Origin of the sequence: Streptomyces hazeniae (genome assembly GCF_031845485.1) — a bacterium.
Classification (GTDB): Bacteria; Actinomycetota; Actinomycetes; order Streptomycetales; family Streptomycetaceae; genus Streptomyces; species Streptomyces hazeniae.
On record NZ_JAVREQ010000025.1, the window covers coordinates 24,319 to 48,853 of the forward strand.

The window sequence follows — 24,535 nt, forward strand, 5'->3', positions numbered from 1 at the left end:
TGCCCACACAGGAGCTTGACCGGCCGTCAGCCCCGCCCGGCCGGTACGGTCCGCCGGGCGCCCGCCCCCGGAGACCGTCTACCGATCGGTAACGACCCCTGGCGCGCCGCGCGGAGGGGCTCTACCTTGCTGACATGCCGTCTCATCTGCCCGACGTCGTGCTGTGGTCCATCCCCGCCTTCCTCCTGCTCACGGTGATCGAGGTGGTCAGCTACCGGCTCCATCCCGACGACGACGCGGCCGGCTACGAGGGCAGGGACGCGGCCACCAGCCTGTCCATGGGCCTGGGCAGCCTGTTCTTCGACGCGCTGTGGAAGGTGCCGGTGGTGGCGATCTACGCCGCCGTCCACGAACTCACGCCGCTGCGGGTGCCGTTGCTGTGGTGGACGCTGCCCCTGCTGCTGCTCGCGCAGGACTTCTTCTACTACTGGTCGCACCGCGGCCACCACGTGATCCGCCTGCTGTGGGCCTGCCACGTGGTGCACCACTCCAGCCGCCGGTTCAACCTCACCACGGCTCTGCGGCAACCCTGGACCAGTCTCACCTCCTGGCCGTTCTACCTGCCCCTGATCGCCCTCGGCGTCCATCCGGCGGTGCTGGCCTTCCTGGCGTCGGTCAACCTGGTGTACCAGTTCTGGATCCACACCGAGCGGATCGGCCGCCTGCCGCGCCCGGTCGAGGCGGTCTTCAACACGCCCTCGCACCACCGGGTGCACCACGCCTCGCAGGGCGGCTACCTGGACCGCAACTTCGGCGGCATCCTGATCGTCTGGGACCGGCTCTTCGGCTCCTTCGCGCCGGAGCGGGAGCCGTGCGCCTACGGGCTCACGAAGAACATCGAGACCTACAACCCGCTGCGGGTCGCGACGCACGAGTACGCGGCGATCGGCCGCGACCTGCGTGCGGCACGCAGCTGGCCGGAGCGCTTCGGCCGGGTGCTGCGCGGCCCGGGATGGCAGCCGAAGGGGGCCGAGCCGGAGCCCGGCCCCCTCGCGGCGCCGCACGGCTGAACGGCGGTCAGGCGCCGTTCGGCCCGTGGAGTGTCACTTCCGGACGGCGTCCAGCGCGTCGACGACGCCGTAGCCGTAGAAGCTGTTGATCTTGGCGTTGCCGGTGCACTCGGCGTTCACCTCGCCGTCGCCGTCGGGGTCGTACGGCCCCTCGGGGCAGCCCGGGTTGTCGGCCCGTGCCTTCAGGCGCCACTGGATCTCCTGCGGCGTGGCGCGCCGGTGCTCGCTCTTGACCAGCGCGGCGACGCCGGCCACGTGCGGGGCGGCCATCGAGGTGCCCTGGAGGAAGGCGTAGTCGCCGTCGGGCATGGTGGACAGGACGCGGCCGTTCTTGCCGTCGCCCTCGGGGACCTGGTAGCGGTCGCCGCCCGGGGCGGCGACGTCCACGACGCCGTCGCCGTAGTTGGAGTAGTACGACTTCAGCGACTGGTCGCCGGTGGCGGAGACGGTCACCACGCCCGGCAGCTGTGCCGGGAGATCCAGGCACTCGGACGGGTCGATGGTGCGCTCGACGGGCGTGGAGTCGTCCGGACTGGTCGCGTCGACGAGCTCGTCCGCGGCCAGGTCCTGGGCGGAGTTGCCGGCCGAGGCGACGTTGAGGACGCCCTCGCCCTCGGCGTACTCGGCGGCCCGTCCGACGGCCTCCAGGATGGCGGCCTGATCCTCGTGGTCCGGGCAGTTGTAGAGCCAGGGGTCGGTGTAGTAGCTGTTGTTCGTCACCTCGACGCCCTGCTCGGCGGCGAACATGAAGGCGCAGACCACGGCCTCGGTGTAGAAGAGGCTGGAGCCCTGCTCGGCCACCTTGATCGAGGAGACCTTCACCCCGGGTGCCACGCCGGCGATGCCGACGTCGTTGCGCGGAGCGGCGATGATGCCCGCCACGTGCGTGCCGTGGTAGTGGCCACCCTCCGCGTAGGGCCGCCAGGCGCCCCACGAGGTGTCGGGCTCGCCGCCGACGCAGTTGGCGGACTGGGTGGGCGCGAAGTTCTTCCGCAGGTCCGGGTGGGTGTCGTCGACGCCGGTGTCGACCACGGCGACGGTGACGCCGCGGCGTCCGTCGTCGATCGCGTGCGCCCGGTCGGCCTTGATGGCCGGGATGTTCCACTGGAGCGACTCCAGCGGCTCGTCGGGCGCCGCCTTCTTGCGGGCCCCGGGCGCGAGGCGTTGCTCGTTCTTGGCCAGTTCGGCGGCCAGCCGTTCCGGGTCCTTGACGTACTGCGGCTTGCCCACGTCCGTGGTGGCGGCCGCGCTGAGCGGAGCGGTGCGGGTGGCGCCGGCGGAGTCGACGCCGTCGACCGCGCGCATCGTCTTGCCGAAGCCGGGGTCGGTGGAGTGGGCGATGACGACGCCGATCTCCTCCCAGGACGTGACGACGGTGCCGCCGACGTCCTCGACCTCCCGCTCGACGCGGTCCACGGTGGCGGAGTCGGTCGCGGTGTTGACGACGTAGCTGAGCTTCTCGCCGTCCGCCGCGGGCCGGGCGTCCTGCGCGAGCGCGGTGGACGCGCCGGGCAGGACCGCAAGCGACGCGGTCAGTGCCAGGCCGAGCGGCACCGCCAGTGCGTGCCGCCGTCTGGGCTTCACTGAATCCATGGGGTCTCCATGCCGTTTCGAATGTGACTTCCCGTGGAGGAACTTAGCCCTGTTGAGTGCAGTAGAGGGGTAGATCCAGAAAGAAAATCGTCGAATCAGACCGGCTTGGCGGCTTTCTCCTTCACCTTTCAACTACCTACCCCTGTTGTACGCAGCGTCATCCCCTTACGATGCGCGAACGGTGTGGCCGGATGTTGCGCAGGTCACACCGAACGTCCGCCTTCCCGACCTCTCTGGGAGTCGCCGTGGATTCCGCATCACACGAAGCGAGCGCCGGTGCCGCGCCACCGGCCGACCGGAACTACATCGAGGTGCAGCGGAGCGCCGAGTTCGTCGCCCTGCGCCGGGCCCACCGGTCGTTCGCCTTCCCGCTCACCGTCGCCTTCATCAGCTGGTACTTCCTGTACGTCCTCCTCTCCATCTACGCCGATGCGCTGATGGGTACCAAGATCGTCGGCAATATCAACGTGGCATTCGTGTTCGGTGTCGCCCAGTTCGTCACCACGTTCGCCATCGCCTGGTGGTACTCGCGGCACGCCGCCGCGAAGCTCGACCCCGCAGCGGACGCCATCAAGTCACGTCTGGAGGGCGGCGCATGAACACCTACCTGCAGGTCGCCGCGGCGGACGCCAGCGAGCACCGCACGCTGATCATCACGCTCTTCTCCGTCTTCGTGGCCGCCACCCTCGGGGTCACCGTGTGGGCCGGACGGCGCACCAAGGACGCCACCGACTACTACGCCGGCGGTCGCTCGTTCAGCGGTTTCCAGAACGGTCTGGCCATCTCCGGCGACTACATGTCCGCCGCCTCGTTCCTCGGCATCGCGGGTGCCATCTCGCTCTTCGGATACGACGGCTTCCTCTACTCCATCGGCTTCCTCGTCGCCTGGCTGGTCGCGCTGCTGCTCGTCGCCGAGCCGCTGCGCAACTCCGGCCGCTTCACGATGGGCGACGTGCTCGCCTACCGGATGCGGCAGCGGCCGGTCCGCACGGCCGCGGGCGTGTCCACCATCGTGGTGTCGATCTTCTACCTGCTCGCCCAGATGGTCGGCGCCGGCGCCCTGGTGGCGCTGCTGCTCGGCGTGTCCGGAGACGCGGGGAAGAACGTCATCGTGGTGCTCGTCGGCGTCGTGATGATCCTCTACGTCACCATCGGCGGCATGAAGGGCACCACCTGGGTGCAGATGATCAAGGCGTGCCTGCTGATCGCCGGGACCCTGCTCATCACGTTCCTCGTCATGCTGAAGTTCGACTTCAACATCTCCACGCTGCTCGGCGCGGCCGCCGAGAACAGCGGGCAGGGAGCGGCGTTCCTGGAGCCGGGCCTCAAGTACGGCGTCTCGACCACCACCGAGATCGACTTCATCTCCCTCGGTCTCGCCCTGGTGCTCGGCACGGCCGGCCTGCCGCACATCCTCATCCGCTTCTACACGGTGCCCACGGCCCGTGCGGCGCGGAAGTCGGTCATCTGGGCCATCGGCATCATCGGCGCCTTCTACCTGATGACCATCGCCCTCGGCTTCGGCGCGGCGGCGCTGCTCTCCCGGAAGGAGATCACCGAGTCCGACGCGGCCGGCAACACCGCCGCTCCTCTGCTGGCACAGAACATCGGCGGCGGCGCCGACTCGGCGGGTGGCGCGATCCTGCTCGCCGTCATCTGCGCGGTCGCCTTCGCCACGATCCTCGCAGTGGTGGCCGGTCTCACCCTCGCCTCGTCCTCCTCCTTCGCGCACGACCTGTACGCGAACGTGATCCGCAAGGGCAAGGCCTCCGACCGGGAGGAGGTCAAGGCCGCACGGGTCTCCTCCATCCTGATCGGCGGCGTGGCCATCGTGCTGGGCATCTTCGCCGGCAAGCTGAACGTGGCCTTCCTGGTGGCACTCGCCTTCGCGGTCGCCGCGTCCGCGAACCTGCCGACGATCCTCTACAGCCTCTTCTGGAAGCGCTTCAACACCACCGGTTCGCTGTGGTCCATCTACGGCGGCCTGTCCTCGTCCGTGCTGCTGGTGGTCTTCTCCCCGGTCGTCTCCGGCAACCCGAGCGCCATGTTCCCCGGTGCCGACTTCCAGTGGTTCCCGCTGAACAACCCCGGTCTGGTGTCGATCCCGCTCGGGTTCCTGCTCGGCTGGCTGGGCACCGTGGTGTCGAAGAACGAGGACGTGGACGGCCGGAAGTACGCCGAACTGGAGGTCCGCTCGCTGACCGGCACCGGCGCGCACTGACGGCCGGCTCCCGGCAGCCGCATCGGGCGGCCCGACCACGCTCCGTGCTCCCTCGTCACTTCAACGAACTGTTGAATGTCGGCGCTCTCGCGTACGCTGCGAAGCAGTTGCGAGACAATGGAAGCCACCGTGGAAGGGCCGCCCATGCTGCTCGACACATACGGCCGGGTCGCGACCGACCTCCGGGTGTCGCTCACCGACCGGTGCAACCTGCGCTGCACCTACTGCATGCCCGAGGAAGGGCTGCAGTGGCTGGCCAAGCCGCAGCTCCTGACGGACGACGAGATCGTCCGGCTCATCCGCATCGCCGTCACCGACCTCGGCGTCGACGAGGTCCGCTTCACCGGCGGCGAGCCGCTGCTGCGCCCCGGGCTCGTCGGCATCGTGGAGCGCTGCGCCGCGCTCGAACCGCGCCCGCAGCTCTCGCTCACCACCAACGGCATCGGTCTGGAACGCACCGCCGCCGCGCTCCGCGAGGCCGGTCTCGACCGGGTCAACGTCTCGCTGGACACCCTGCGGCCGGACGTCTTCCAGCGGATGACCCGCCGCAAGCGGCACGCCGACGTGCTGCGCGGTCTGGAGGCGGCGCGCGCCGCCGGCCTCACCCCCGTCAAGGTCAACACCGTGCTGATGCCCGGCCTCAACGACGACGAGGCACCCGACCTCCTCGCCTGGGCCGTGGAGAACGACTACGAGCTGCGGTTCATCGAGCAGATGCCGCTGGACGCCCAGCACGGCTGGCAGCGCGACGGCATGATCACGGCGGGAGACATCCTCGAGTCGCTGCGCACCCGCTTCACCCTCACCCCCGAGGGCGAGGAGGCCCGCGGCTCCGCGCCCGCCGAACGCTGGACCGTCGACGGCGGCCCGCACCGTGTCGGCGTCATCGCGTCCGTCACGCGGCCGTTCTGCCGCGCCTGCGACCGCACCCGCCTCACCGCGGACGGGCAGGTCCGCACCTGCCTGTTCGCCCGGGAGGAGTCGGACCTGCGCGGCGCACTGCGCGGCGGGGCCGGGGACGCCGAGGTCGCCCGGCTGTGGAAGCAGGCCATGTGGGGGAAGAAGGCGGGCGCCGGCATCGACGACCCCTCCTTCGTCCAGCCCGACCGTCCGATGTCGGCGATCGGCGGCTGAACCGGTCGGCTCCGGCCGCCCGGAGGGACCGCCCCCTCCTCCCGCTCAGCCCGCGTCCCCCGGTGCCGCCCCCTCGCCCTGCTCGCCGGGCGTGTCCCGCTCCTCCGCGGCCTGCCATTCCGTCAGACGCACCACGTCCTTGAGGAATCCGCGCATGCCCAGGAACGAGGACAGGTGCTCCCGGTGCTCCTCGCAGGCCAGCCAGGTCTTCCGGCGGTCGGGGGTGTGCAGCTTGGGGTTGTTCCAGGCCAGCACCCACACGGCGGGCTCCCGGCAGCCCTTGGCGGAGCAGATCGGCGACTCGTGGTTCTGCGCAGACATCACGCCCCCATCCAACACCACGGGAGTGGTGGAAAAGGCGACGCCGGGCGGCCACGGGGGGAGCCGCCCGGCGTCGGTCCGTCGCTCCGACGGGGGATGCGGAGCGCCTTCGAAGTATGGCACGGGCACACCCGCGCACGGCAGCGGAACTGGACGATTCCCCTGACCTTTTCCCGGCCCTTTGCGTAGGCCGGCGGTTCAACGGCCGCCGTCGGCAGACCCGTTGACCTCCTCGGACCGGTCGGTCCCGCGCGGCCCGTCCGCCGGCGTCCCCTCGTCCGGGCGCTCCGTCGCACCCGGCCCGAGCACGGGACGGCTCGGACCCGTCACCAGCGTCGGCGGCATGTCCCGCACCCGCTCCCGTCCCGCGTTCGCGATCACCACGGCGACGTACGGCAGCGTGGCACCGAGGACGAGCGTGACCACGGCGAGCGGCCGCTGCACGTTCCACAGGATCACCGTCAGCAGGACCGCGAGCGTGCGGATCAGCATCGAGATCACATAACGCCGCTGACGCCCGCGGACGTCGTCCTCCAGGCCCTGCCGGGCCCCGGTGATCCGGAAGACCTGGGGACCCTTCTGCTTGCGCAACACGCTCCACCACCCGCTCGTGCGCCGGTCACACCACGTTCCGGACGTCTCCCACGGTACGCCGCCCCGCCCGGCCCACCGATACCGGCCCGCTGCCCGCAGCGGGGTGCACCCTCGGGGTGCCCGTACGACACTGGCGGAGGACACGCGACCGGCGTGTCCTCCGCGCCGTCCACCGGGAGGCGAGAGATGAACTGGCTGTGGGCCCTCGTGGTCGGGCTGGTGCTGGGCGTACTCGCCCGCGCCATCCTCCCCGGCAAGCAGCACATCCCCCTGTGGCTGACCGTGATCTTCGGGATGCTGGGGGGCCTGCTGGGCAACGCCGTCTCCGGCTGGGCCGGGGTGGCGGACACCTCCGGCATCGACTGGATCCGGCACGTGCTGCAGCTCGCCGGTGCCGTGCTGATCGTCGCCCTCGGAGCGCCGCTGTGGGCGAGCATCCGCGGGAAACGCGGGACGCGGGAGCAGGGCCGCCGGACCGCCTGAGCCGGCGGCCGGCGACCCCTGGAAACGGCGGTTACGCCCCCCGGACCTCGGCGATCTTCCGCCCGGCCTTGAGGTAGACCGTGCCGGACAGACCCGCCTCGGCGAGCTTCTCCGGCACCACCTCGCCCAGCGGGCGCAGCGCGTCAGCTTCCGGGAGGACGAGGGCCTGCTGCTCCCCACCGGTCTCCACGATCAGCCGCAGCCCGTTCTGCTTGGCGATCCGGCGGGCCGCGGACGCGCTCGGCGTGAACTCCAGGACCTTGCTGAGCAGCGCCGCGATGCCCTCGCCGCCGTGCTCGGCCAGATCCAGCGAGGGCAGCGACTCCACGTCGGAGAAGGACTTCTTCGAGAACTGCGCGACGAACCCGGCGCGCGCCTTCATCGCGGTCTCCACGCCGTACAGCGCGGTCACGACCTCGCCCGCCAGCACCTTCTTCAGGTCCATCGGGTGCAGGTCCCGCTTCTCCACCCGGGCCAGCGCCTGCTCGATCTCCGGGTCGGTCCACTCCGTCCACGCCCGCAGGTAGGGGGCCATCAGCCGGTCCGGGATGGACATGATCTTGCCGAAGACGTCCTCCGCGGACGCGGTGAGCGGGATGTAGTTGCCCTTCGACTTCGACATCTTGGCGCCCGTGCCGTCGGTGCCCTCGATGAGTGGCATGGTGGCGACCAGCTGCGGCCGCTGCCCGTAGATCTCCATGATCTTGCGGCCCATCTGCATGTTCAGCAGCTGGTCCACGCCGCCCAGCTCGATGCCCGCCTCGATCTCCGCGGAGTCGATGGCCATGGCGACCGGGTAGATCAGCTCCGACATCGTCAGCCCGGAGCCGGCCGCCAGCCGGTTGCGGAAGTCCTCGCGCTGGAGCAGCTGCGAGGCCGGGATCTGCGACAGGATGCCGATCAGCCGCGGCAGCGTGATGCCGGCCAGCCACTCGCTGTTGTGCCGGAAGCGCACCTTCTCGAAGTCGAAGAACGGCCGCACCTGGTCCCGGTAGCCCGCCAGGTTGCGCGCGATGTCCTCGTCCGTGAGCGGCGGACGCTCCGCCGTGCGGCCCGACGGGTCGCCGATCTTCGCCGTGATGTCGCCGATGATCAGCGTCACGTCGTGGCCCATCCGCTGGAAGCGGCTGAGCACGATGATCGGCACCGCGTGCCCGAGGTGGATGTCCGTGGCGGTCGGGTCGATGCCCAGCTTGACGTGCAGAGATTCACCCGCGGCCCGACGGGTCTCGATCTCCTCGGCCAGCTTCTCCTCCGACGGCAGCAGGTCCACCGTGCGGGCGGCGATCAGCGCGGCCTGCTCCCCGGCGGACAGGTCGCCGAGGTCCAGATACCGCCGCGACCCGGTCTCGGCGAGCAGCTGCTCGACGGTCGGGTCGGAGGAGAGGTCCTGGGCCAGCAGGGCGCTTGCCCGCTGCACGGAGTCGCCGAGGCGTGTCACGTCTGTCGCCTTAAGGGATCGGTGTCGGATGGATGCGGAACAGAGTCTATGCGGGGCCGCCGCCGCCCCTGCGCACACGGGCGGCCCCGGGGCGCGCGGGCCGTGGACCCATGCGGTGGCGGGGGCTGCCCGCCGGGCTCACACGCCCCGGCTGACCGAGCTCATGTGGAAGTCGGGCACCCGCAGCGGGGGCATCGCCGCGCGGGTGAAGTAGTCGGACCACTCGCGGGGCAGCGTCCGCTCGGTCCGGCCGGCCTCCGTGACGCGGGACAGCAGGCCGACCGGCGACTCGTTGAACCGGAAGTTGTTCACCGCCCCCGTCACCTCGCCGTTCTCCACCAGGTAGACCCCGTCCCGGGTGAGGCCGGTGAGCAGCAGCGTCGCCGGGTCCACCTCGCGGATGTACCACAGGCAGGTCAGCAGCAGGCCGCGCTCGGTGCGCGCCACCATGTCCTCCAGCGACGCGCCCCCGCCCCCGCCTGCAGCGCCGCCGGCCTCGAGGACCAGGTTTCCCGCCTCCGGCGCGACCGGCAGCCCGGTCAGGCCGGCGCTGTGCCGGGAGGTGAGCAGCGAGGTGAGTGCGCCGTCGCGGATCCAGTCGGTGGCCGCCACGGGAAGACCGTTGTCGAACACGGACGCGTCGTCGCCCGACGCGTGCGCCAGCACGAACGGCGCGGCCTCCAGCCCTGGTGCGTGCGGGTCGCTGCGCAGCGTCAGCGGCAGTTCGGACAGCCGCTCGCCGACCCGGGTACCGCCCCCGGGCCGGCTGAACACCGTCCGCCCCTCGGCCGCGTTGCGCGCGCCGGACGACCACAGCTGGTAGATCAGCAGGTCCGCCACGGCTGTCGGCGGCAGCAGCGTCTCGTACCGGCCCGCGGGCAGCTCCACCCGGCGTTCCGCCCAGGCCAGCCGCTGCGTCAGCTCCGCCTCCAGGGCCGCCGGGTCGACGTCCGCGAAGTCCCGCGTGTACCGGCCGGCCCACGCCGAACGGGACAGGTCGCGCGACTTGGCGTTCAGCTCGACCGTGCCGGTCGGCTGGTCGTGCCGCAGCCGCAGCCCCGCGGAGGTGCCCAGGTAGCTGGACGTCAGGGAGTGGCTCGCGAAGCCGTACAGCTCACGCCCGCCCGCGTGCGCCCGGGCGAACGACTCCCCGAGCGCGGGGGCGAACGCGCCGAACACACCGGAATCGGTCTCGGCCGGGGCGTCGGCGAAGTCCGCCGACACCGGCACGCCCTCCACCAGCGGCTGCGCGTCCTCGGCCGGACCCGCCGTCCGCGCCGCGTCCTCGGCGGCCCGTACCAGCGGCTCGAGCTCGTCCGGGGTGACCGCGGAGCGGGACACCACGCCGGACGCCGTGCCCTGCCCGCCGTTCACGGTGGCCACCACCGTCAGCCGCCGGCCGCGGGTCACGCCGTTGGTGGTCAGCGCATTGCCGGCCCAGCGCAGATTGGCGGTCGAGGTCTCGTCGGCGATCACCACGCAGCCGTCCGCGCGGGACAGCTCCAGCGCCCGCTCGACGACCTCGTGCGGCTTCCGCGTCGCGCGGCTCATGCGCCTGCCTCCTGCGTGGTGTTGAGGATGTTGACGCCCCGGAAGAGGGCCGAGGGACAGCCGTGCGACACCGCGGCGATCTGGCCCGGCTGCGCCTTGCCGCAGTTGAACGCCCCGCCCAGCACGTACGTCTGCGGGCCGCCGACCGCCTCCATCGAGCCCCAGAAGTCGGTGGTGGTCGCCTGGTACGCCACGTCCCGCAGCTGTCCGGCGAGCCGCCCGTTCTCGATCCCGTGGAAGCGCTGCCCGGTGAACTGGAAGTTGTACCGCTGCATGTCGATCGACCAGGACCGGTCGCCCAGCACGTAGATCCCGCGCTCCACACCGCCGATCAGCTCGTCGGTGGACGGCCCGTCCGCCGCGGGCTGCAGCGACACGTTCGCCATCCGCTGCACCGGCACGTGGCCCGGCGAGTCCGCGAACGCGCAGCCGTTGGAGCGGCCGAGCCCGGTCAGCTTCGCGATGCGCCGGTCCAGCTGGTAGCCGACCAGGGTGCCGTTCCGCACCAGGTCCCAGGACTGCGCCTGCACCCCCTCGTCGTCGAAGCCGACGGTGGCCAGACCGTGTTCGGCGGTGCGGTCGCCGGTGACGTGCATCGCCTCCGACCCGTAGCGCAGCGTCCCCAGCTGGTCGAACGTCGCGAAGGAGGTGCCCGCGTACGCCGCCTCGTAGCCCAGCGCGCGGTCCAGTTCGGTGGCGTGACCGATCGACTCGTGGATCGTCAGCCACAGGTTGGACGGGTCGACCACCAGGTCGTAGGAGCCCGGCTCGACGCTCGGCGCGCGTAGCTTCTCCGCCAGCAGGTCCGGGACGCGCTCCAGCTCGGCGTCCCAGTCCCAGCCCGTGCCCAGCGCGTACTCCCAGCCCCGGCCCACCGGCGGGGCGAGCGTCCGCATCGAGTCGAACTCCCCGGAGTCGAGCACGGCGGTCGCGGTGAGCTGCGGATGCAGCCGCACCCGCTGCTGCGTGGTCACCGTCCCGGCGGTGTCGGCGTAGAACTTGTTCTCCTGCACCGTCAGCAGGCTCGCGTCCACGTGGCTGACGCCGTCCGCGCCCAGCAGCCGCCCGCTCCACTCTGCCAGCAGCCCGGTCTTCTCCGCGTCCGGCACGTCGAACGGGTTCACCTCGTAGGAGGAGACCCACGTCCGCTCGCCGTGTACGGGCTCCTCCGCAAGCTCCACCCTCTCGTCGGAGCCCGCCGCCTCGATCACCCGCGCGGACAGCTTCGCCATCTCCACGGCGCGCGTCGCCACCCGGGCCGCGGCGTCCATGGTCAGGTCCACCCCCGCGGCGAACCCCCACGCCCCGCCGTGCACCACGCGCACCGCGTAGCCGGTGTCCGTGCTGTCCATGGACCCGGCCGGCTTCCCGTCCCGCAGCCGCCATCCGGCGTCCCGGACGCGCTCGAACCGGAAGTCCGCGTGCTCCGCCCCCAGCGCCTTCGCCCGCGCCAGCGCCGCGTCCGCGAGCGCCCGCAACGGCAAGGCGAGGAAGGACGGGTCGATCTCCTGCGCGTGCGCCACGGGCGCCTCCCACTCTCGTCGCTCGGCCAGGGATCATCATGCCCCGACACACCCCGCCGGGGCACGGAATTCCGCGTGCCGCACCCGCCCCACCACGTCGTACCGCACGCCCGCCCGCCACGGCCGCCACTGTGGGGTCCCCACAGTGGCGGGGTCGGGGTGCTGTCCGTGCCGGATTCCGTGCGGGAGGTGCTCGGGGGATAGGTTCGGGAGCAGCGCAGACCAGTGCTCCACACAAGAAAGGGTGGTCCCGCCTTGAGTCGCTCGGTACTCGTCACCGGAGGAAACCGCGGCATCGGCCTCGCCATCGCCCGGTCCTTCGCCGACGCAGGCGACAAGGTCGCCATCACCTACCGGTCGGGGGAGCCGCCGAGCGGTTTCCTCGCGGTGCGGTGCGACATCACCGACCCCGAGCAGGTGGAGCAGGCCTACAAGGAGATCGAGGAGAAGCAGGGCGCGGTCGAGGTGCTGGTGGCCAACGCCGGCGTCACCCGCGACCAGCTTCTGCTCCGCATGTCGGAGGAGGACTTCACCTCCGTCCTGGAGACCAACCTCACCGGTACGTTCCGGGTCGTGAAGCGCGCGACCCGCGGCATGCTGCGGGCACGCCGCGGCCGGGTCGTGCTCATCTCGTCCGTCGTGGGCCTGCTGGGCTCCGCGGGACAGGCCAACTACGCCGCGTCCAAGGCCGGACTGGTCGGCTTCGCGCGCTCGATCGCCCGTGAACTGGGCTCGCGCAACATCACCTGCAACGTCGTGGCCCCCGGCTTCGTCGACACCGACATGACCAAGGCACTCACCGAGGAGCAGCGCGAGGGCATCGTCGGGCAGGTGCCGCTGGGCCGCTACGCCCAGCCGGAGGAGATCGCCTCCTCGGTCCGCTTCCTCGCTTCCGAGGAGGCCGCGTACATCACCGGAGCCGTCATCCCCGTCGACGGCGGATTGGGCATGGGTCACTGACGACATGAGTGGACTTCTCGCAGGGAAGCGCATCCTGGTCACCGGCGTCCTCACGGACTCCTCGATCGCCTTCCACGTCGCCAAGCTGGCGCAGGAGGAGGGCGCCGAGGTCGTCCTCACCGGCTTCGGGCGGCTCTCACTGGTGCAGCGGATCGCCAAGCGGCTCCCCAAGGAGGCGCCGGTCTTCGAACTGGACGTGCAGAACAAGGAGCAGATGGCCGGCCTCGCGGGCCAGGTCGCCGAGTACTTCGGCGACGACGCCTCGCTCGACGGCGTCGTGCACTCCATCGGCTTCGCCCCGCAGGACGCCCTCGGCGGCAACTTCCTGAACACCGAGTGGGAGTCGGTCGCCACGGCGGTGGAGGTCTCCGCGTACTCGCTCAAGTCGCTGACCATGGCGCTGCTCCCGCTGCTGGAGAAGCGCGGCGGCTCCGTCGTCGGCATGGACTTCGACGCGCAGTCCGCGTGGCCGAAGTACGACTGGATGGGCGTCGCCAAGGCCGCGCTCGAGTCGACCTCCCGCTACCTCGCCCGCGACCTGGGCGAGAAGAACATCCGCTGCAACCTCGTCTCCGCCGGGCCGATCAAGTCGATGGCCGCCAAGTCCATCCCGGGTTTCGAGGAGCTGGCGGACGTGTGGAACACCCGCGCCCCGATCAGCTGGGACCTCACCGACCCGGAGCCGGCCGCCCGCGGCGTCGTCGCGCTGCTCTCGGACTGGTTCCCGAAGACCACCGGGGAGATCGTGCACGTCGACGGCGGCGTGCACATGATGGGCGCCTGACCGGGCAGAACACCGGAACCCACCGGCACCCCACCGAGGGGTCTCCGCACGGCGGGCCGCGGCGGCGACCGCGGTCCGCCGTCGCCGCAACACCCCGCCGCCGAGAAGGAGTCCTCCATGCAGATCGGCCTCATCGGCACCGGCCGCATCGGCGCCCTGCACGCGCGGACGCTGCGCGACCTGCCCGGCGTGGACGCGGTCCTCGTCGCCGACGCCGACGCCGAACGGGCCCGCCAACTGGCCGGAACGCTCGGGCTGCACGCCGCCGACGACATCGACGCGCTGTTCGCCGCCCGCCCCGACGGCCTGGTGATCACCGCCGCCACCAGTGCGCACGCCGAACTCCTGCTGCGCGCGCTGGACGAGCGCGTCCCGGTCTTCTGCGAGAAGCCGGTCGCCCTCGACGTGCCCGGCACCGTGGAGATCGTGCACCGCGCCGAGGACGGCCCGGTGCCCGTGCAGATCGGCTTCCAGCGCCGCTTCGACGCCGGCTACCGCGAGGCGCGCCGGGCCCTGCACGCCGGCGAACTCGGCCTCCTGCACACGCTGCGCGCCGTCACCGCCGACCAGGCCCCGCCGCACGCCTCGTACATCCCCACCTCCGGCGGCCTGTTCCGCGACTGCTCCATCCACGACTTCGACATCCTGCGCTGGCTGACCGGCCGCGAGGTGGTCTCCGTCTACGCGCAGGGCGCCAACCGCGGGGAGGCGTTCTTCCGCGAGGGCGACGACGTCGACACCTGTGCCGCCCTGCTCCGCTTCGACGACGACGTCCTCGCCACCGTGACCGCCACCCGCTACAACGGCGCCGGCCACGACGTGCGGCTGGAGGTGTGCGGCTCGCGGGACTCGCGCATCGTCGGCCTCGACGAGCGTGCGCCGCTGCCCAGTGCCGAGCCCGGTGTCTCCGGGCGGCGCGAGCAGCCGTACGCCACCTTCGCCGACCGGTTCGCGGACGCCTACGTCACCGAGCTGGCCGCGTTCACCGAGGTCGCCGCCGGTCGTGCGGCCAGCCCCTGCACCCCGGCCGACGCCCTGGAGGCGCTGTACGTCGCCGAGGCGTGCGACCTGTCCCGCCGCACGGGAGAGCCCGTCGAACTGGCCGGCATCCGCAAGGAGGCCGGGCGCCGGTAGCCGGGCCGGCACATGCGCGGCGCGGGGGCGTCCGGCGTCGAGGGGCGGGAAGGTCAGGCGCCGGCCGCCCGCGCCCCGCAGCCCCACTCCAGGGCGTACGAGGCGGCTTCGCGCTCGGCCGCCGCGGCGTCACCGTCCCGGATCGCGGCGATCATCCGCGCGTGGTCCAGGTGGTCCTCCGGCCGCAGCCGCTCGCCGACGTCGAAGCGCAGGAACGCCCGGAGCACGTGCCCCAGGTCCGCGTACAGCGCCGTGAGGACGTCGTTGTGGGACGCGGCGACCACCGCCAGGTGCAGGTTGGCGTCCGCCTCGACGAAGCGCTCCACGTCCCCGGACGACCAGGCGGCCTCCCGCCGCTCCAGCAGCGCCTCGAGCTGTACGACGTCCTGCTCGGAGCGCCGCAGCGCGGCCAGCCGCGCCCCGGAGGCCTCCAGCGTGGACCGCAGCTCCGCGACGTGCTGCGGGGCGGCGTCCGCGAACCTGCGGTGCATCACGCCGGCCAGCTCGCTGGTCGCCACCACATAGGTGCCCGAACCCTGCCGGATGTCGAGCAGCCCGTTGTGTGCGAGGGCCCGGACAGCCTCCCGCACGGTGTTCCGTGCCACGCCCAGCTGCTCGACCAGCTCCGGCTCGGTGGGGATGCGTGAGCCCACCGGCCACTCGCCGGAGGTGATCTGCGCCCGCAGCGCCGAGATCACCTGGTCCGCGAGGGCCGAACGGTGCGGTGAGGACAGTGGCATGGATCTCCGTTCCGAAGCGGTCTGCGGAGTGGAATCAATTCATCCCATGATTCTATGATGGTGTCATGGCCACCGCGCAAGACCACCGCACGACGCGCAGCGACGACCCGATCCGCACCGGACGGGTGCCCGCTCCGCACCCGGGTACGGCACCCTCCGACGCGGGCGGGACCGCCGCCCGCCCCGGCTCGTCGTGGACGCTCCGGCTGGTCGTCGTCGGCCTGGTGCTGGCCGCGCTCAACCTGCGCCCGGCCATCTCCGGTCTCGGCCCGCTGCTGGAGGAGGTCCGCGCCGGCCTCGGCATGAGCGGCACCTTCGCCGGCCTGCTCACCTCGATGCCGTCGCTGTGCTTCGCGGTCTTCGGCGGCCTCGCGCCGCGCCTGGCCCGGCGCTACGGCCCGGCCGCCGTGCTGGTCGCGGGCATGATCGCGATCACCACCGGCCTCGCGCTGCGCCCGTTCACCGGCAGCACCGCGCTGTTCCTGGCCGGCAGCGTCCTCGCACTCGCCGGCATCGCGGTCAGCAACGTGCTGATGCCCGTCGTCGTCAAGCACTGGTTCCCCGGCCGGGTCGGTGCCATGACCGGCCTGTACTCGATGGCGTTGGCCGTCGGCACCGCCGGTGCCGCCGCCGTCACGGTGCCCCTGACCGACGCCCTCGGCGGCAACTGGCGGGTCGGGCTCGCCGCCTGGGCCGTCCTCGGCGCACTCTCCGTCGTCCCCTGGGCCGCCGTCCTGCGCGGCGTCCGGCGTCGCGGCACCGCGGGGGCGTCCTCCGCCGCCGGCGACGCCCGGGCCCGGGACGCCGCCGCGGGCCTGCGCATCAGCCGCTCGCCCACGGCCTGGGCGCTCGGCGTGTTCTTCGGCCTCCAGGCCTCCGCCGCCTACATCACCATGGGCTGGCTGCCCCAGATCTTCCGTGACGCCGGCGTCTCCGCGTCGGCAGCCGGGCTGATGCTCGCCGTCACCATGGGCATGGGCATCCCGCTGTCCTTCGTCCTGCCGCGCGTGGCCGCCCGCATGAGCCACCAGGGCCCACTGGCCGTCGGCCTCGGAATCTGCGGCCTCGCCGGCTACGCCGGGCTCTGGTTCGCCCCCGCGGAGGGCGCCTGGGCCTGGGTGCTGCTGCTCGGCGTCTCCAACTGCGCGTTTCCGCTGGTCCTCACCATGATCGGCATGCGGTCCCGTACGAGCACCGGGGTCGTCAAGCTGTCCGCGTTCGCCCAGAGCACCGGCTACCTGCTGTCCATCCCCGGCCCCCTCCTCGTCGGGGCCCTGCGCCAGCACAGCGGCGGCTGGCACGCACCGCTGCTGCTCATGGCCGGTCTGATGCTCGCGCAGATCGCCGTGGGCACCCTGGCCGGACGGGACCGGTGCGTCGAGGACGGCCGCTGAGTGCGAGACTGCCCGCATGCCCGTTCTCGAACCCGAACCCCAGGGCGGCCAGAAGAAGCTGCTGCTCCTCTTCGCCGCGATCCTCGGCATCATGGTCGTCATCGGCGTGGTCGCGTCCATCGCGGCGCCCTGACCGCCGCGCCGCGCGAAGACCTCACGCCCCCGTGGGCGGGCGGCCTCGGGGGCGTCCCCTAGGGACTTCCGGGGGTTGTCCTCAGGGGACGGTGGGTGGCTCACCGGATGGGGCGCCGCCGCCTGCGGCCGTAGCGTCGGGACCAGTCCGACGCACGGAGCCGCGACGCAGGGGGACGGGACCATGGCCGCGCACGCACACCTGAGCACCAGCCGGAGCCGGCCGCCCCGCGCGCGCGGAACGACCGCCGCGGGGGAGCCCCGGGTCCCCTGGTGGGCCCTGGCCCTCCCCGTGCTGGTCTTCTGCACCCTGCTGGCACTGATGCTGGCGGGCGGCGACGCGGAGGCGGCCCAGCGCGGCAGCGAGCCGCTGGCCCGCCTCCTGGAAAGCCTCCGGCAGGCTCTGCTCTGACCCCTCCTTGCGGGGGAACAGCGCCAACCCCCCACGCCCGGTGGCCGGTTTCGTGCGAAGCTGGAACGCATGAGCGTCGATGTGCCCCGCAGGATCGTCCTTCTCCGGCATGCCAAGGCCGACTGGCCCGACGTGGCCGACCACGAACGTCCGCTCGCCGACCGGGGCCGCAGTGACGCCCCGCTCGCCGGCGACTGGATCGCCGGCCACGGCATCGCACCCCAGCTCACCCTCTGCTCCACCGCCGCCCGCACCCGGGAGACGTGGAAACTCGTCGCGCACCAGCTGCCGCAGCGCCCCAGGACCGTCTACGAGGAGCGGCTCTACGACGCCTCTCCCGGCGAGATCATCGCGGTCCTGGGCGAGACCTCCAACGACGTCCGCGACCTGCTGGTCGTCGGCCACAACCCGGGCATGCAGGCCCTCGCGGAACTCCTCGCGGGCAGCGCCGACGACGACGCTGCGGCGCGTCTGGGCCGCCACGGCTTCCCCACCACGGCGCTGGCCGTCGTGCGCTTCACCGGCCCGTGGAAGTCCGTGGAGCCGGGGGTCGGCGCACTCGCCGCCTACTGGGCTCCGCACGTCTGACGCCTCCGGCGCCCGCCTCCCGGGCCGCCCGGGAGGCGGGCCGCCGGTGACGGCGTCATTCCGCGATGTCGGCGGCCTCGACCTCGTCGCGGGTGATGCCCAGCAGGTACAGCACCGTGTCCAGGAACGGGACGTTCACCGCCGTGTGCGCGGCCTCCCGGACCACCGGCTTGGCGTTGAACGCCACACCGAGACCTGCCGCGTTCAGCATGTCGAGGTCGTTGGCACCGTCCCCGATCGCGACGGTCTGTGCCAGCGGCACGCCCGCCTCGGAGGCGAACCGGCGCAGCAGCCGCGCCTTCCCGGCCCGGTCCACCACCTCGCCCGTGACGCGGCCGGTCAGCTTGCCGTCGACGACCTCCAGGGTGTTCGCCGAGGCGAAGTCCAGGCCGAGTTCTGCCTGCAGCGCGTCGGTGACCTGCGTGAAGCCGCCCGAGACCACGCCCACCTGGAACCCGAGCCGTTTCAGCGTCCGCACCAGCGTGCGGGCCCCGGGGGTGAGGCGGACCGCCTTGCGCACCTGCTCCACCACCGACACGTCCAGTCCGGCCAGCAGTTCGACCCGGGCGTGCAGCGACTGCTCGAAGTCCAGCTCGCCGCGCATCGCGCGTGCGGTGACCTCGGCGACCTGCCCCGCGCAGTCCGCGTGTTCCGCGAACAGCTCGATGACCTCGTCCTGGATCAGCGTGGAGTCCACGTCCATCACGACCAGGCGCTGCGCCCGGCGCGCGAGCCCGGACGCGACGACGGCGACGTCGACCCCGTGCCGCGCCGCCTCCTGCGCGAGCACCGTGCGGAGCGTTTCCGTCGCCGTGCCCGAGACGTCGAACTCGACGGCCGTCACCGGGTACTTGGCCAGCCGGAAGATGCGGTCGATGTTGGCGCCGGTCCCGGTGATGCCGGCCGCTATGGCGGCGGTCGATCCCGCGGTCAGCGGATGCCCGAGCACGGTCACGTGCGACCGTCCGGTGCCGCGGGGCCGGTTGTCGCCGGTGCCGGAGATGATCTCCGCCTCCATGCCGACCGCCTCGGCCCAGCTGTGCACGGTCGCCCGCAGCTCCCCCTCGGCGGTTCCCCCTCCGGGGGAGGTGACGAGCGCACACAGCGTGATCCGGCCACGGGTGACCAGCTGCTCGATGTCGACGACGTCGACCGCGTACGGGGCGAGCGTCTCGAAGAGACCGGCCGTGATGCCCGGCCGGTCCCTGCCGAAGATCTTGACCAGGAGGGTGGGCGTGTCGTCGGAGAGGGACGCCGGGGGCGCTGTGGCCTGCGATGGGGTCATGGTGCTTCCACGGTAGCGCCGTTCCGGGGGTGTTCGCCGCCCGGACCGCATCGCGGACGGAGCCGCGCGGGGCCACGCCCCACCGGGCCCGGGACGCCTCGTGACAGGGACGTTGCACGGGTCGGCTTTCTCCCCGGCGGCGAAGCCTGAAATAGTGCCCTCCGATGAACCGCCACCTCCGGGCCTTCCGCCGCGGGGGCATCTCGGGGGACGACAACGTGGGGCATGGAGTGCCGGAACTCGCACTGGAACTGAACGGACGGACCTGGACGCTCGATCCGTCCAGAACACACCACCTCGGCCGTGATCCGCAGGGGGAGGTGGTGATCGACGACGCCCGGGTCTCCTGGCGGCACGCCGCGCTCCGCTGGAGCGGGACCGGCTGGGTGCTGGAGGACCTCGGCAGCACCAACGGCACCTACGCCGGGGGGCAGCGCGTCCAGCAGCTGGAGATCGGGCAGGGCGCCGCCGTCCACCTGGGCAACGCCACGAACGGGCCCCGGCTGACTCTGGCCCTCGCCGCCGCATCCAGCGCCGCCCCCGCCGCCGCCCCCGCCGCGGCTCCGGCCGCGGCGGCCGCGACGGCACCGGCCCCGCAGGGCGCGCCCGGGCAGCCGTACCCGCAGGGGCACGGACAGGGCACACCCCCGCAGGGCTGGGGCCCCGGCCACCCGCAGCAGGCGCCCGTACCGCAGCAGGCGTCGCAGTACGCACCTCCCCACCAGGCAGCGCCCCACCAGGCGCCGCAGTACGCACCGCAGCCGTCGCAGCCCGCCTCCACCCCGCCCGCGCAGCGCGCGCCGCAGCAGCCGGACGGGGGCGGCGACCGCAGCCCGACCACGTTCCACCGCCTCGACCTCGGCCGCGTGATGCGCATCGGCCGGGCGCTGGAGAACGAACTCGTCGTCTCCGACCTCCAGGTCTCCCGCCATCACGCCGAGTTCCGCGCCACGCCCGACGGCCGCTTCGAGATCCGCGACCTCGGCAGCCACAACGGCACCTACGTCAACGGCCAGCCGCTGCCCAAGTCCGGCACCGCGCTCATCACCGCGCACGACACCGTGGGCGTCGGCCACTCCACCTTCCGCGTGGTCGGCGGCCGGCTCGAGGAGTTCGTCGACACCGGCGAGGTGTCGTTCTCCGCCCGCCACCTGACCGTCAAGGTCGACGGCGGCAAGGTCATCCTCAACGACGTCACGTTCGGCGTCCCGGAGAAGTCGCTGGTCGCCGTCATCGGCCCGTCCGGCTCCGGCAAGTCCACGCTGCTGCGCGCCCTCACCGGCTACCGGCCCGCCGACGTGGGCGAAGTCCTTTACGACAACCGCGACCTGTACAAGCAGTTCGCCGAACTCCGCCAGCGCATCGGCCTGGTGCCGCAGGACGACATCCTGCACAAGGAGCTGACGGTCCGCACCGCCCTGCGCTACGCGGCGCGGCTCCGTTTTCCCGGCGACGTCGCCGAGACCGAGCGCAACGCCCGGATCGAGGAGGTGCTGGCCGAGCTCAAGCTCGACATCCACGCCACCAAGAAGATCACCTCGCTGTCCGGCGGGCAGCGCAAGCGCGTCTCGGTGGCCCTGGAGCTGCTGACCAAGCCGTCGCTGATCTTCCTGGACGAGCCCACGTCCGGCCTCGACCCGGGCATGGACCGCGACGTGATGCAGCTGCTGCGCGGCCTCGCCGACGACGGCCGCACCGTTCTCGTGGTCACCCACTCGGTCGCCGAACTCCCCCTCTGCGACAAGCTGCTGGTGATGGCACCGGGTGGCGGCGTCGCCTACTTCGGCCCGCCCGAGGAGGCCCTGAACTTCTTCGGCTACGACACCTGGGCCGACGTGTTCTCCGCCTTCGAGAACTACCGCAGCTACGACTGGATGGGGCGCTGGCAGGGCTCGCAGCACTACCAGATGTACGCCGCGGAGATCGCCGCCGTCTCCCCGCAGCCGCAGCCGGCCGCCCCGCCGTACCAGGCCGTTCCGCAGCCGCCCGCCCGGATGCAGAAGCCGCAGAGCTGGGGCTCGCAGTGGTGGACGCTGACCCGCCGCTACCTGTCCGTGATCGCCTCGGACAAGGGTTTCATGGCCCTGATGCTGCTGCTGCCCGCCATCCTCGGCGTGGTCAGCACCCTCATCCCGTCCGACTACGGTCTCGGCCCCAACACCGACAACCCGCGCGGCCACAACCAGGACGCCGGCACCATCCTGCTGATCCTCGCCGTCGGCATGTGTTTCGCCGGTGCGGCCAACTCCGTCCGCGAACTGATCAAGGAACGGGTCATCTACGAGCGGGAACGCGCCACCGGCCTGTCCCGCTCCGCGTACCTGATGTCCAAGGTCGTCGTCCTCAGCCTGATCACGGCCCTGCAGGGCGTGATCATCTGCCTCATCGGCTTCTCCGTGCGCACCATGCCGGAGGAGGGGCTGCTCATGCCGCCCGCGGTCGAGATGTGCCTGGCGATCATCGCGCTCGGCTTCACCTCCATGGCCTTCGGGCTGGTCATCTCCTCCCTGGTGAAGACGGCCGAGAAGACCATGCCGCTGCTGGTGATGTTCGCGATCGTGCAGGTGGTGTTCACCGGCGTGCTCTTCCAGATCTTCGGCTCCCCGGGCATCACCCAGCTCGCCTGGCTGATGCCGTCGCGCTGGGCCATCGGCGCGGCGGGCGCGTCCGCGGACCTGTCGCACACCATGGCCCCGTGGGACCGGGAGAAGCCGAACGACCTCGACCCGCTGTGGGAGCACAGCGTCGGCACCTACCTGCTCGACATGACCGTCCTCCTCGCCCTCGGCGTCCTGTGCTGCCTCGCCGTGGCCCGGCTGCTGCGCCGCCACGAGCCCGAGGTCATGCGCAAGTGACGCCCGCCCGCGCCGGCCGCTGAGGGGGCCGGGACCGAAGGTCGTAGGACCCCGGTCCCGGCCCCCTCCCGCGCGTGCCCGATACCGGCCCCGGCCAGGGCCGGTACGGTGATCGCATGGTCCCCCGATCCGGTCTGGCAGCGGTCAGCGAGGCGCTCCTCGCCATGAACCGCCGCCTCGAGGTACGCGAGGTCCTCCAGACGATCGTGGCCTCCGCGCGCGACCTCCTCGACGCCGAGTACGCGGCCCTCGGCGTGCCGGACGACCACGGCGGCTTCGCCCAGTTCGTCGTCGCCGGGGTCAGCGACGCCGAGTGGAAGGCCATCGGCCCGCTGCCCCGGCAGCACGGCGTCCTCGCCGCGATGCTCCACGAGGGCCCCCAGCGGCTCGCCGACGTCCGTGACGACCCCCGCTTCGAGGGCTGGCCCTCCGCCCACCCCGAGCTCGCCGACTTCCTCGGCATGCCCATCACCGGTGACGACGAGGTCCTCGGCGCCCTCTTCCTCGCCAACAAGCGCTGCGCGAAACCCGCCGGTACCTGCGGCTTCACCGAGGCCGACGAGGAACTCCTCGGCCTGCTCGCCCAGCACGCCGCCATCGCCCTGTCGAACGCCCGCCTCTACGAGCGCAGCAGGGAACTGACCATCACCGGCGAACGCTCCCGCATCGCCCACGAACTCCACGACGCCGTCTCCCAGAAGCTGTTCTCCCTCCGCCTCACCGCCCAGGCCGCCAGCGCCCTCGTGGACCGCGATCCGGCCCGCGCCAAGGGCGAGTTGCACCAGGTCGCCGCCCTCGCCGCCGAGGCCGCCGACGAACTGCGCGCCGCCGTGGTCGAACTGCGCCCCGCCGCCCTCGACGACGACGGGCTGATCCCCACCCTCCGCACCCAGGTGCAGGTCCTCGACCGCGCCCACGCGGCCCGCGTCACCTTCACCCCCGCCGGGGTGCGCGCGCTGCCCGCGGCACAGGAGGAGGCCGTGCTGCGCGTGGCCCAGGAGGCGCTGCACAACGCGCTGCGGCACTCCGGCGCCCGCCGGGTCGAGGTCAGCCTCACCCGCCGGGGCCCGGGCGCGGTCCTCCGGGTGACCGACGACGGCACCGGCTTCGACCCCCGTGCCGTACGCCGCGCCGGGCGCCACCTGGGCCTGGTCTCCATGCGGGACCGGGCCGGCGGCATCGGCGGAAGCCTCACCGTGCAGTCGGAGCCCGGGAAGGGCACCACGATCGAACTGGAGGTGCCCGGTGGCTGAGACCGCCCCGATCAGGGTCCTGCTGGTGGACGACCACCAGGTCGTACGGCGTGGGCTGCGCACCTTCCTGGAGGTGCAGGAGGACATCGAGGTCGTCGGCGAGGCCGCCGACGGCGACGAGGGGGTGGCCCGAGCCGCGGAACTCCTGCCCGACGTCGTCCTGATGGACGTGAAGATGCCCGGGACGGACGGCATCGAGGCGCTGCGCCGCCTGCGCGAACTCGACAACCCGGCACGGGTGCTGATCGTCACCAGCTTCACCGAACAGCGCACCGTCGTGCCCGCGCTGCGCGCCGGAGCCGCCGGGTACGTCTACAAGGACGTCGACCCGGACGCCCTCGCCGACGCCATCCGCTCCGTGCACGCCGGCCACGTGCTGCTCCAGCCCGAGGTCGCCGGGGCGCTGCTGTCCGACGGGGACGGCGGCGGCAACGGACGCGGCCCCGCGCTCACCGACCGCGAGCACGAGGTGCTCGGCCTGATCGCCGACGGCCGCTCCAACCGCGAGATCGCCCGTGCGCTGGTGCTGTCCGAGAAGACGGTGAAGACCCACGTCTCCAACATCCTGATGAAGCTGGACCTGGCCGACCGCACCCAGGCCGCGTTGTGGGCCGTACGGCACGGGCTGGCCGGCTGAGACCCGCGGCCCTCCGCCCGCCCGGGGCGTGCGCAGCCGTCCGGCAGCCCTCCGTCACCCTCCCGGCGGCACGGCCGGACGGGTCCGGTCGCCCTGTTGCCGCGCAGGATTCATTCCGACGGGTGGTCGTTCCGCGGCGGGCGCATCCCCGTCGGTCCGGGCCCGTTCTCCAGGGCGTGCTGCGGCGGCCGCCGCAGCCACTCGCCAGGAGGGAGATCGCCCTGATGAAGAACATGAAGAGGATCGCCACGGTCGCCGTCGCCGCCGCCGGGCTCGCCGTGTCCGGAGCCGGTGCCGCCGTCGCGCACGACGGTGCCTCCGCCGACGCGGTCGCCGCGAACTCGCCGGGCGTCCTCTCGGGCAACGTCGTGCAGGTGCCCGTGGACGTGCCGGTCCAGGTCTGCGGCAACACCGTGAACGTCATCGCGCTGCTGAACCCGGCCTTCGGGAACACCTGCGTCGTCAAGTGACCGACGCGCGTCGGCCTGGG

The 24,535-nt window shown here is 72.4% G+C and carries 24 protein-coding genes; 16 read left to right on the top strand and 8 right to left on the bottom strand.

What is annotated here, in order from left to right:
* Nucleotides 1–134: 134 nt before the first annotated feature.
* Nucleotides 135–1,010 (top strand): sterol desaturase family protein, encoded by an 876-nt coding sequence (locus tag RM572_RS23305; protein WP_311675373.1) that lies wholly within the window; start codon nucleotides 135–137, stop codon nucleotides 1,008–1,010.
* A 33-nt stretch (nucleotides 1,011–1,043) separates the two neighbouring features.
* Here RM572_RS23305 and RM572_RS23310 read toward each other — a convergent pair whose 3' ends face one another.
* A complete protein-coding gene (locus RM572_RS23310; protein WP_311675374.1) occupies nucleotides 1,044–2,603 on the bottom strand; it encodes a S8 family peptidase in 1,560 nt (519 codons plus the stop codon).
* A gap of 245 nt (nucleotides 2,604–2,848) precedes the next feature.
* Here RM572_RS23310 and RM572_RS23315 point away from each other — a divergent pair, with 245 nt between their 5' ends.
* From RM572_RS23315 to moaA, 3 genes are all read left to right on the top strand, one after another.
* Entirely contained in the window at nucleotides 2,849–3,202 is a 354-nt protein-coding gene (locus RM572_RS23315; protein ID WP_311675375.1) for a DUF485 domain-containing protein, read from the top strand.
* Entirely contained in the window at nucleotides 3,199–4,824 is a 1,626-nt protein-coding gene (locus RM572_RS23320; protein ID WP_311675376.1) for a solute symporter family protein, read from the top strand. Before RM572_RS23315 ends, RM572_RS23320 begins: the two co-directional genes overlap by 4 nt.
* Nucleotides 4,825–4,968: 144 nt before the next feature.
* Nucleotides 4,969–5,958 carry a GTP 3',8-cyclase MoaA gene (gene moaA / locus RM572_RS23325; RefSeq protein WP_311675377.1) on the top strand — a complete coding sequence of 330 codons (990 nt, stop codon included), beginning with the start codon at nucleotides 4,969–4,971 and terminating at the stop codon, nucleotides 5,956–5,958.
* Nucleotides 5,959–6,003: 45 nt separating this feature from the next.
* Here the strand turns inward: moaA and RM572_RS23330 are convergent, their stop codons facing one another.
* Together RM572_RS23330 and RM572_RS23335 are read right to left on the bottom strand one after the other, a co-directional pair.
* The gene (locus RM572_RS23330; RefSeq protein WP_311675378.1) at nucleotides 6,004–6,279 is read right to left on the bottom strand and encodes a hypothetical protein; all 276 of its coding nucleotides are present in this window, start codon (nucleotides 6,277–6,279) and stop codon (nucleotides 6,004–6,006) included.
* A gap of 198 nt (nucleotides 6,280–6,477) precedes the next feature.
* Nucleotides 6,478–6,873: a DUF3099 domain-containing protein gene (locus tag RM572_RS23335; protein WP_394813688.1), complete on the bottom strand. Its 396-nt coding sequence runs from the start codon at nucleotides 6,871–6,873 to the stop codon at nucleotides 6,478–6,480.
* Between the two features lie 186 nt (nucleotides 6,874–7,059).
* Here RM572_RS23335 and RM572_RS23340 point away from each other — a divergent pair, with 186 nt between their 5' ends.
* Complete coding sequence (locus tag RM572_RS23340) at nucleotides 7,060–7,356, top strand: GlsB/YeaQ/YmgE family stress response membrane protein (RefSeq protein ID WP_311675379.1); 297 nt, start codon at nucleotides 7,060–7,062, stop codon at nucleotides 7,354–7,356.
* A gap of 31 nt (nucleotides 7,357–7,387) precedes the next feature.
* Here the strand turns inward: RM572_RS23340 and tyrS are convergent, their stop codons facing one another.
* From tyrS to RM572_RS23355, 3 genes are all read right to left on the bottom strand, one after another.
* Nucleotides 7,388–8,797: a tyrosine--tRNA ligase gene (tyrS, locus tag RM572_RS23345; RefSeq protein ID WP_311675380.1), complete on the bottom strand. Its 1,410-nt coding sequence runs from the start codon at nucleotides 8,795–8,797 to the stop codon at nucleotides 7,388–7,390.
* Between the two features lie 138 nt (nucleotides 8,798–8,935).
* A complete protein-coding gene (locus RM572_RS23350; protein WP_311675381.1) occupies nucleotides 8,936–10,348 on the bottom strand; it encodes a TldD/PmbA family protein in 1,413 nt (470 codons plus the stop codon).
* On the bottom strand, nucleotides 10,345–11,871 hold the full coding sequence (locus tag RM572_RS23355) for a TldD/PmbA family protein (protein ID WP_311675382.1): 1,527 nt from the start codon (nucleotides 11,869–11,871) through the stop codon (nucleotides 10,345–10,347). Before RM572_RS23355 ends, RM572_RS23350 begins: the two co-directional genes overlap by 4 nt.
* Nucleotides 11,872–12,126: 255 nt before the next feature.
* Between RM572_RS23355 and fabG the strand changes: the two genes are divergently transcribed.
* The 3 genes from fabG to RM572_RS23370 all read left to right on the top strand — a co-directional run bounded on the left by fabG (nucleotide 12,127) and on the right by RM572_RS23370 (nucleotide 14,749).
* Complete coding sequence (fabG, locus tag RM572_RS23360) at nucleotides 12,127–12,831, top strand: 3-oxoacyl-[acyl-carrier-protein] reductase (protein ID WP_027762350.1); 705 nt, start codon at nucleotides 12,127–12,129, stop codon at nucleotides 12,829–12,831.
* A gap of 4 nt (nucleotides 12,832–12,835) precedes the next feature.
* On the top strand, nucleotides 12,836–13,615 hold the full coding sequence (gene fabI, locus RM572_RS23365) for an enoyl-ACP reductase FabI (RefSeq protein ID WP_311675383.1): 780 nt from the start codon (nucleotides 12,836–12,838) through the stop codon (nucleotides 13,613–13,615).
* 117 nt (nucleotides 13,616–13,732) lie between these two features.
* On the top strand, nucleotides 13,733–14,749 hold the full coding sequence (locus tag RM572_RS23370; protein WP_311675384.1) for a Gfo/Idh/MocA family protein: 1,017 nt from the start codon (nucleotides 13,733–13,735) through the stop codon (nucleotides 14,747–14,749).
* A gap of 53 nt (nucleotides 14,750–14,802) precedes the next feature.
* On the opposite strand, the gene RM572_RS23375 is transcribed toward RM572_RS23370, so the two are convergent.
* The gene (locus RM572_RS23375) at nucleotides 14,803–15,489 is read right to left on the bottom strand and encodes a FadR/GntR family transcriptional regulator (protein ID WP_311675385.1); all 687 of its coding nucleotides are present in this window, start codon (nucleotides 15,487–15,489) and stop codon (nucleotides 14,803–14,805) included.
* A 65-nt stretch (nucleotides 15,490–15,554) separates the two neighbouring features.
* Here RM572_RS23375 and RM572_RS23380 point away from each other — a divergent pair, with 65 nt between their 5' ends.
* The 4 genes from RM572_RS23380 to RM572_RS23395 all read left to right on the top strand — a co-directional run bounded on the left by RM572_RS23380 (nucleotide 15,555) and on the right by RM572_RS23395 (nucleotide 18,015).
* Entirely contained in the window at nucleotides 15,555–16,883 is a 1,329-nt protein-coding gene (locus tag RM572_RS23380; protein WP_311675386.1) for a CynX/NimT family MFS transporter, read from the top strand.
* A 16-nt stretch (nucleotides 16,884–16,899) separates the two neighbouring features.
* The gene (locus RM572_RS23385) at nucleotides 16,900–17,016 is read left to right on the top strand and encodes an SGM_5486 family transporter-associated protein (RefSeq protein WP_281727999.1); all 117 of its coding nucleotides are present in this window, start codon (nucleotides 16,900–16,902) and stop codon (nucleotides 17,014–17,016) included.
* 183 nt (nucleotides 17,017–17,199) lie between these two features.
* Nucleotides 17,200–17,427, top strand: a complete 228-nt coding sequence (locus tag RM572_RS23390; RefSeq protein WP_311675387.1) for a hypothetical protein — start codon at nucleotides 17,200–17,202, stop codon at nucleotides 17,425–17,427.
* 69 nt (nucleotides 17,428–17,496) lie between these two features.
* Nucleotides 17,497–18,015 (top strand): SixA phosphatase family protein, encoded by a 519-nt coding sequence (locus tag RM572_RS23395; RefSeq protein WP_027762346.1) that lies wholly within the window; start codon nucleotides 17,497–17,499, stop codon nucleotides 18,013–18,015.
* Nucleotides 18,016–18,070: 55 nt separating this feature from the next.
* Here RM572_RS23395 and serB read toward each other — a convergent pair whose 3' ends face one another.
* Nucleotides 18,071–19,300, bottom strand: coding sequence for a phosphoserine phosphatase SerB (gene serB, locus RM572_RS23400; RefSeq protein ID WP_311675388.1), 1,230 nt, complete (start codon nucleotides 19,298–19,300; stop codon nucleotides 18,071–18,073).
* Between the two features lie 218 nt (nucleotides 19,301–19,518).
* On the opposite strand from serB, the gene RM572_RS23405 reads away from it, so the two are divergent.
* The 4 genes from RM572_RS23405 to RM572_RS23420 all read left to right on the top strand — a co-directional run bounded on the left by RM572_RS23405 (nucleotide 19,519) and on the right by RM572_RS23420 (nucleotide 24,515).
* Complete coding sequence (locus tag RM572_RS23405) at nucleotides 19,519–22,155, top strand: FHA domain-containing protein (protein ID WP_311675423.1); 2,637 nt, start codon at nucleotides 19,519–19,521, stop codon at nucleotides 22,153–22,155.
* A gap of 116 nt (nucleotides 22,156–22,271) precedes the next feature.
* On the top strand, nucleotides 22,272–23,408 hold the full coding sequence (locus tag RM572_RS23410) for a GAF domain-containing sensor histidine kinase (protein ID WP_311675389.1): 1,137 nt from the start codon (nucleotides 22,272–22,274) through the stop codon (nucleotides 23,406–23,408).
* Nucleotides 23,401–24,045: a response regulator gene (locus RM572_RS23415; protein ID WP_027762342.1), complete on the top strand. Its 645-nt coding sequence runs from the start codon at nucleotides 23,401–23,403 to the stop codon at nucleotides 24,043–24,045. The genes RM572_RS23410 and RM572_RS23415 overlap by 8 nt, the downstream gene beginning before the upstream one ends.
* A gap of 224 nt (nucleotides 24,046–24,269) precedes the next feature.
* Nucleotides 24,270–24,515 (top strand): chaplin, encoded by a 246-nt coding sequence (locus RM572_RS23420; RefSeq protein ID WP_027762341.1) that lies wholly within the window; start codon nucleotides 24,270–24,272, stop codon nucleotides 24,513–24,515.
* Nucleotides 24,516–24,535: the final 20 nt, after the last annotated feature.

Coding starts and splice junctions, on each gene's coding strand:
- fabI (WP_311675383.1), top strand. CDS start 12,836: ATGAGTGGACTTCTCGCAGGGAAGCGCATCCTGGTCACCGGCGTCCTC.
- RM572_RS23375 (WP_311675385.1), bottom strand. CDS start 15,489: ATGCCACTGTCCTCACCGCACCGTTCGGCCCTCGCGGACCAGGTGATC.
- RM572_RS23310 (WP_311675374.1), bottom strand. CDS start 2,603: ATGGATTCAGTGAAGCCCAGACGGCGGCACGCACTGGCGGTGCCGCTC.
- RM572_RS23385 (WP_281727999.1), top strand. CDS start 16,900: ATGCCCGTTCTCGAACCCGAACCCCAGGGCGGCCAGAAGAAGCTGCTG.
- RM572_RS23350 (WP_311675381.1), bottom strand. CDS start 10,348: ATGAGCCGCGCGACGCGGAAGCCGCACGAGGTCGTCGAGCGGGCGCTG.
- RM572_RS23370 (WP_311675384.1), top strand. CDS start 13,733: ATGCAGATCGGCCTCATCGGCACCGGCCGCATCGGCGCCCTGCACGCG.
- RM572_RS23320 (WP_311675376.1), top strand. CDS start 3,199: ATGAACACCTACCTGCAGGTCGCCGCGGCGGACGCCAGCGAGCACCGC.
- RM572_RS23330 (WP_311675378.1), bottom strand. CDS start 6,279: ATGTCTGCGCAGAACCACGAGTCGCCGATCTGCTCCGCCAAGGGCTGC.
- RM572_RS23420 (WP_027762341.1), top strand. CDS start 24,270: ATGAAGAACATGAAGAGGATCGCCACGGTCGCCGTCGCCGCCGCCGGG.
- RM572_RS23410 (WP_311675389.1), top strand. CDS start 22,272: ATGGTCCCCCGATCCGGTCTGGCAGCGGTCAGCGAGGCGCTCCTCGCC.
- serB (WP_311675388.1), bottom strand. CDS start 19,300: ATGACCCCATCGCAGGCCACAGCGCCCCCGGCGTCCCTCTCCGACGAC.
- RM572_RS23340 (WP_311675379.1), top strand. CDS start 7,060: ATGAACTGGCTGTGGGCCCTCGTGGTCGGGCTGGTGCTGGGCGTACTC.
- RM572_RS23395 (WP_027762346.1), top strand. CDS start 17,497: ATGAGCGTCGATGTGCCCCGCAGGATCGTCCTTCTCCGGCATGCCAAG.
- moaA (WP_311675377.1), top strand. CDS start 4,969: ATGCTGCTCGACACATACGGCCGGGTCGCGACCGACCTCCGGGTGTCG.
- RM572_RS23390 (WP_311675387.1), top strand. CDS start 17,200: ATGGCCGCGCACGCACACCTGAGCACCAGCCGGAGCCGGCCGCCCCGC.
- RM572_RS23380 (WP_311675386.1), top strand. CDS start 15,555: ATGGCCACCGCGCAAGACCACCGCACGACGCGCAGCGACGACCCGATC.
- RM572_RS23305 (WP_311675373.1), top strand. CDS start 135: ATGCCGTCTCATCTGCCCGACGTCGTGCTGTGGTCCATCCCCGCCTTC.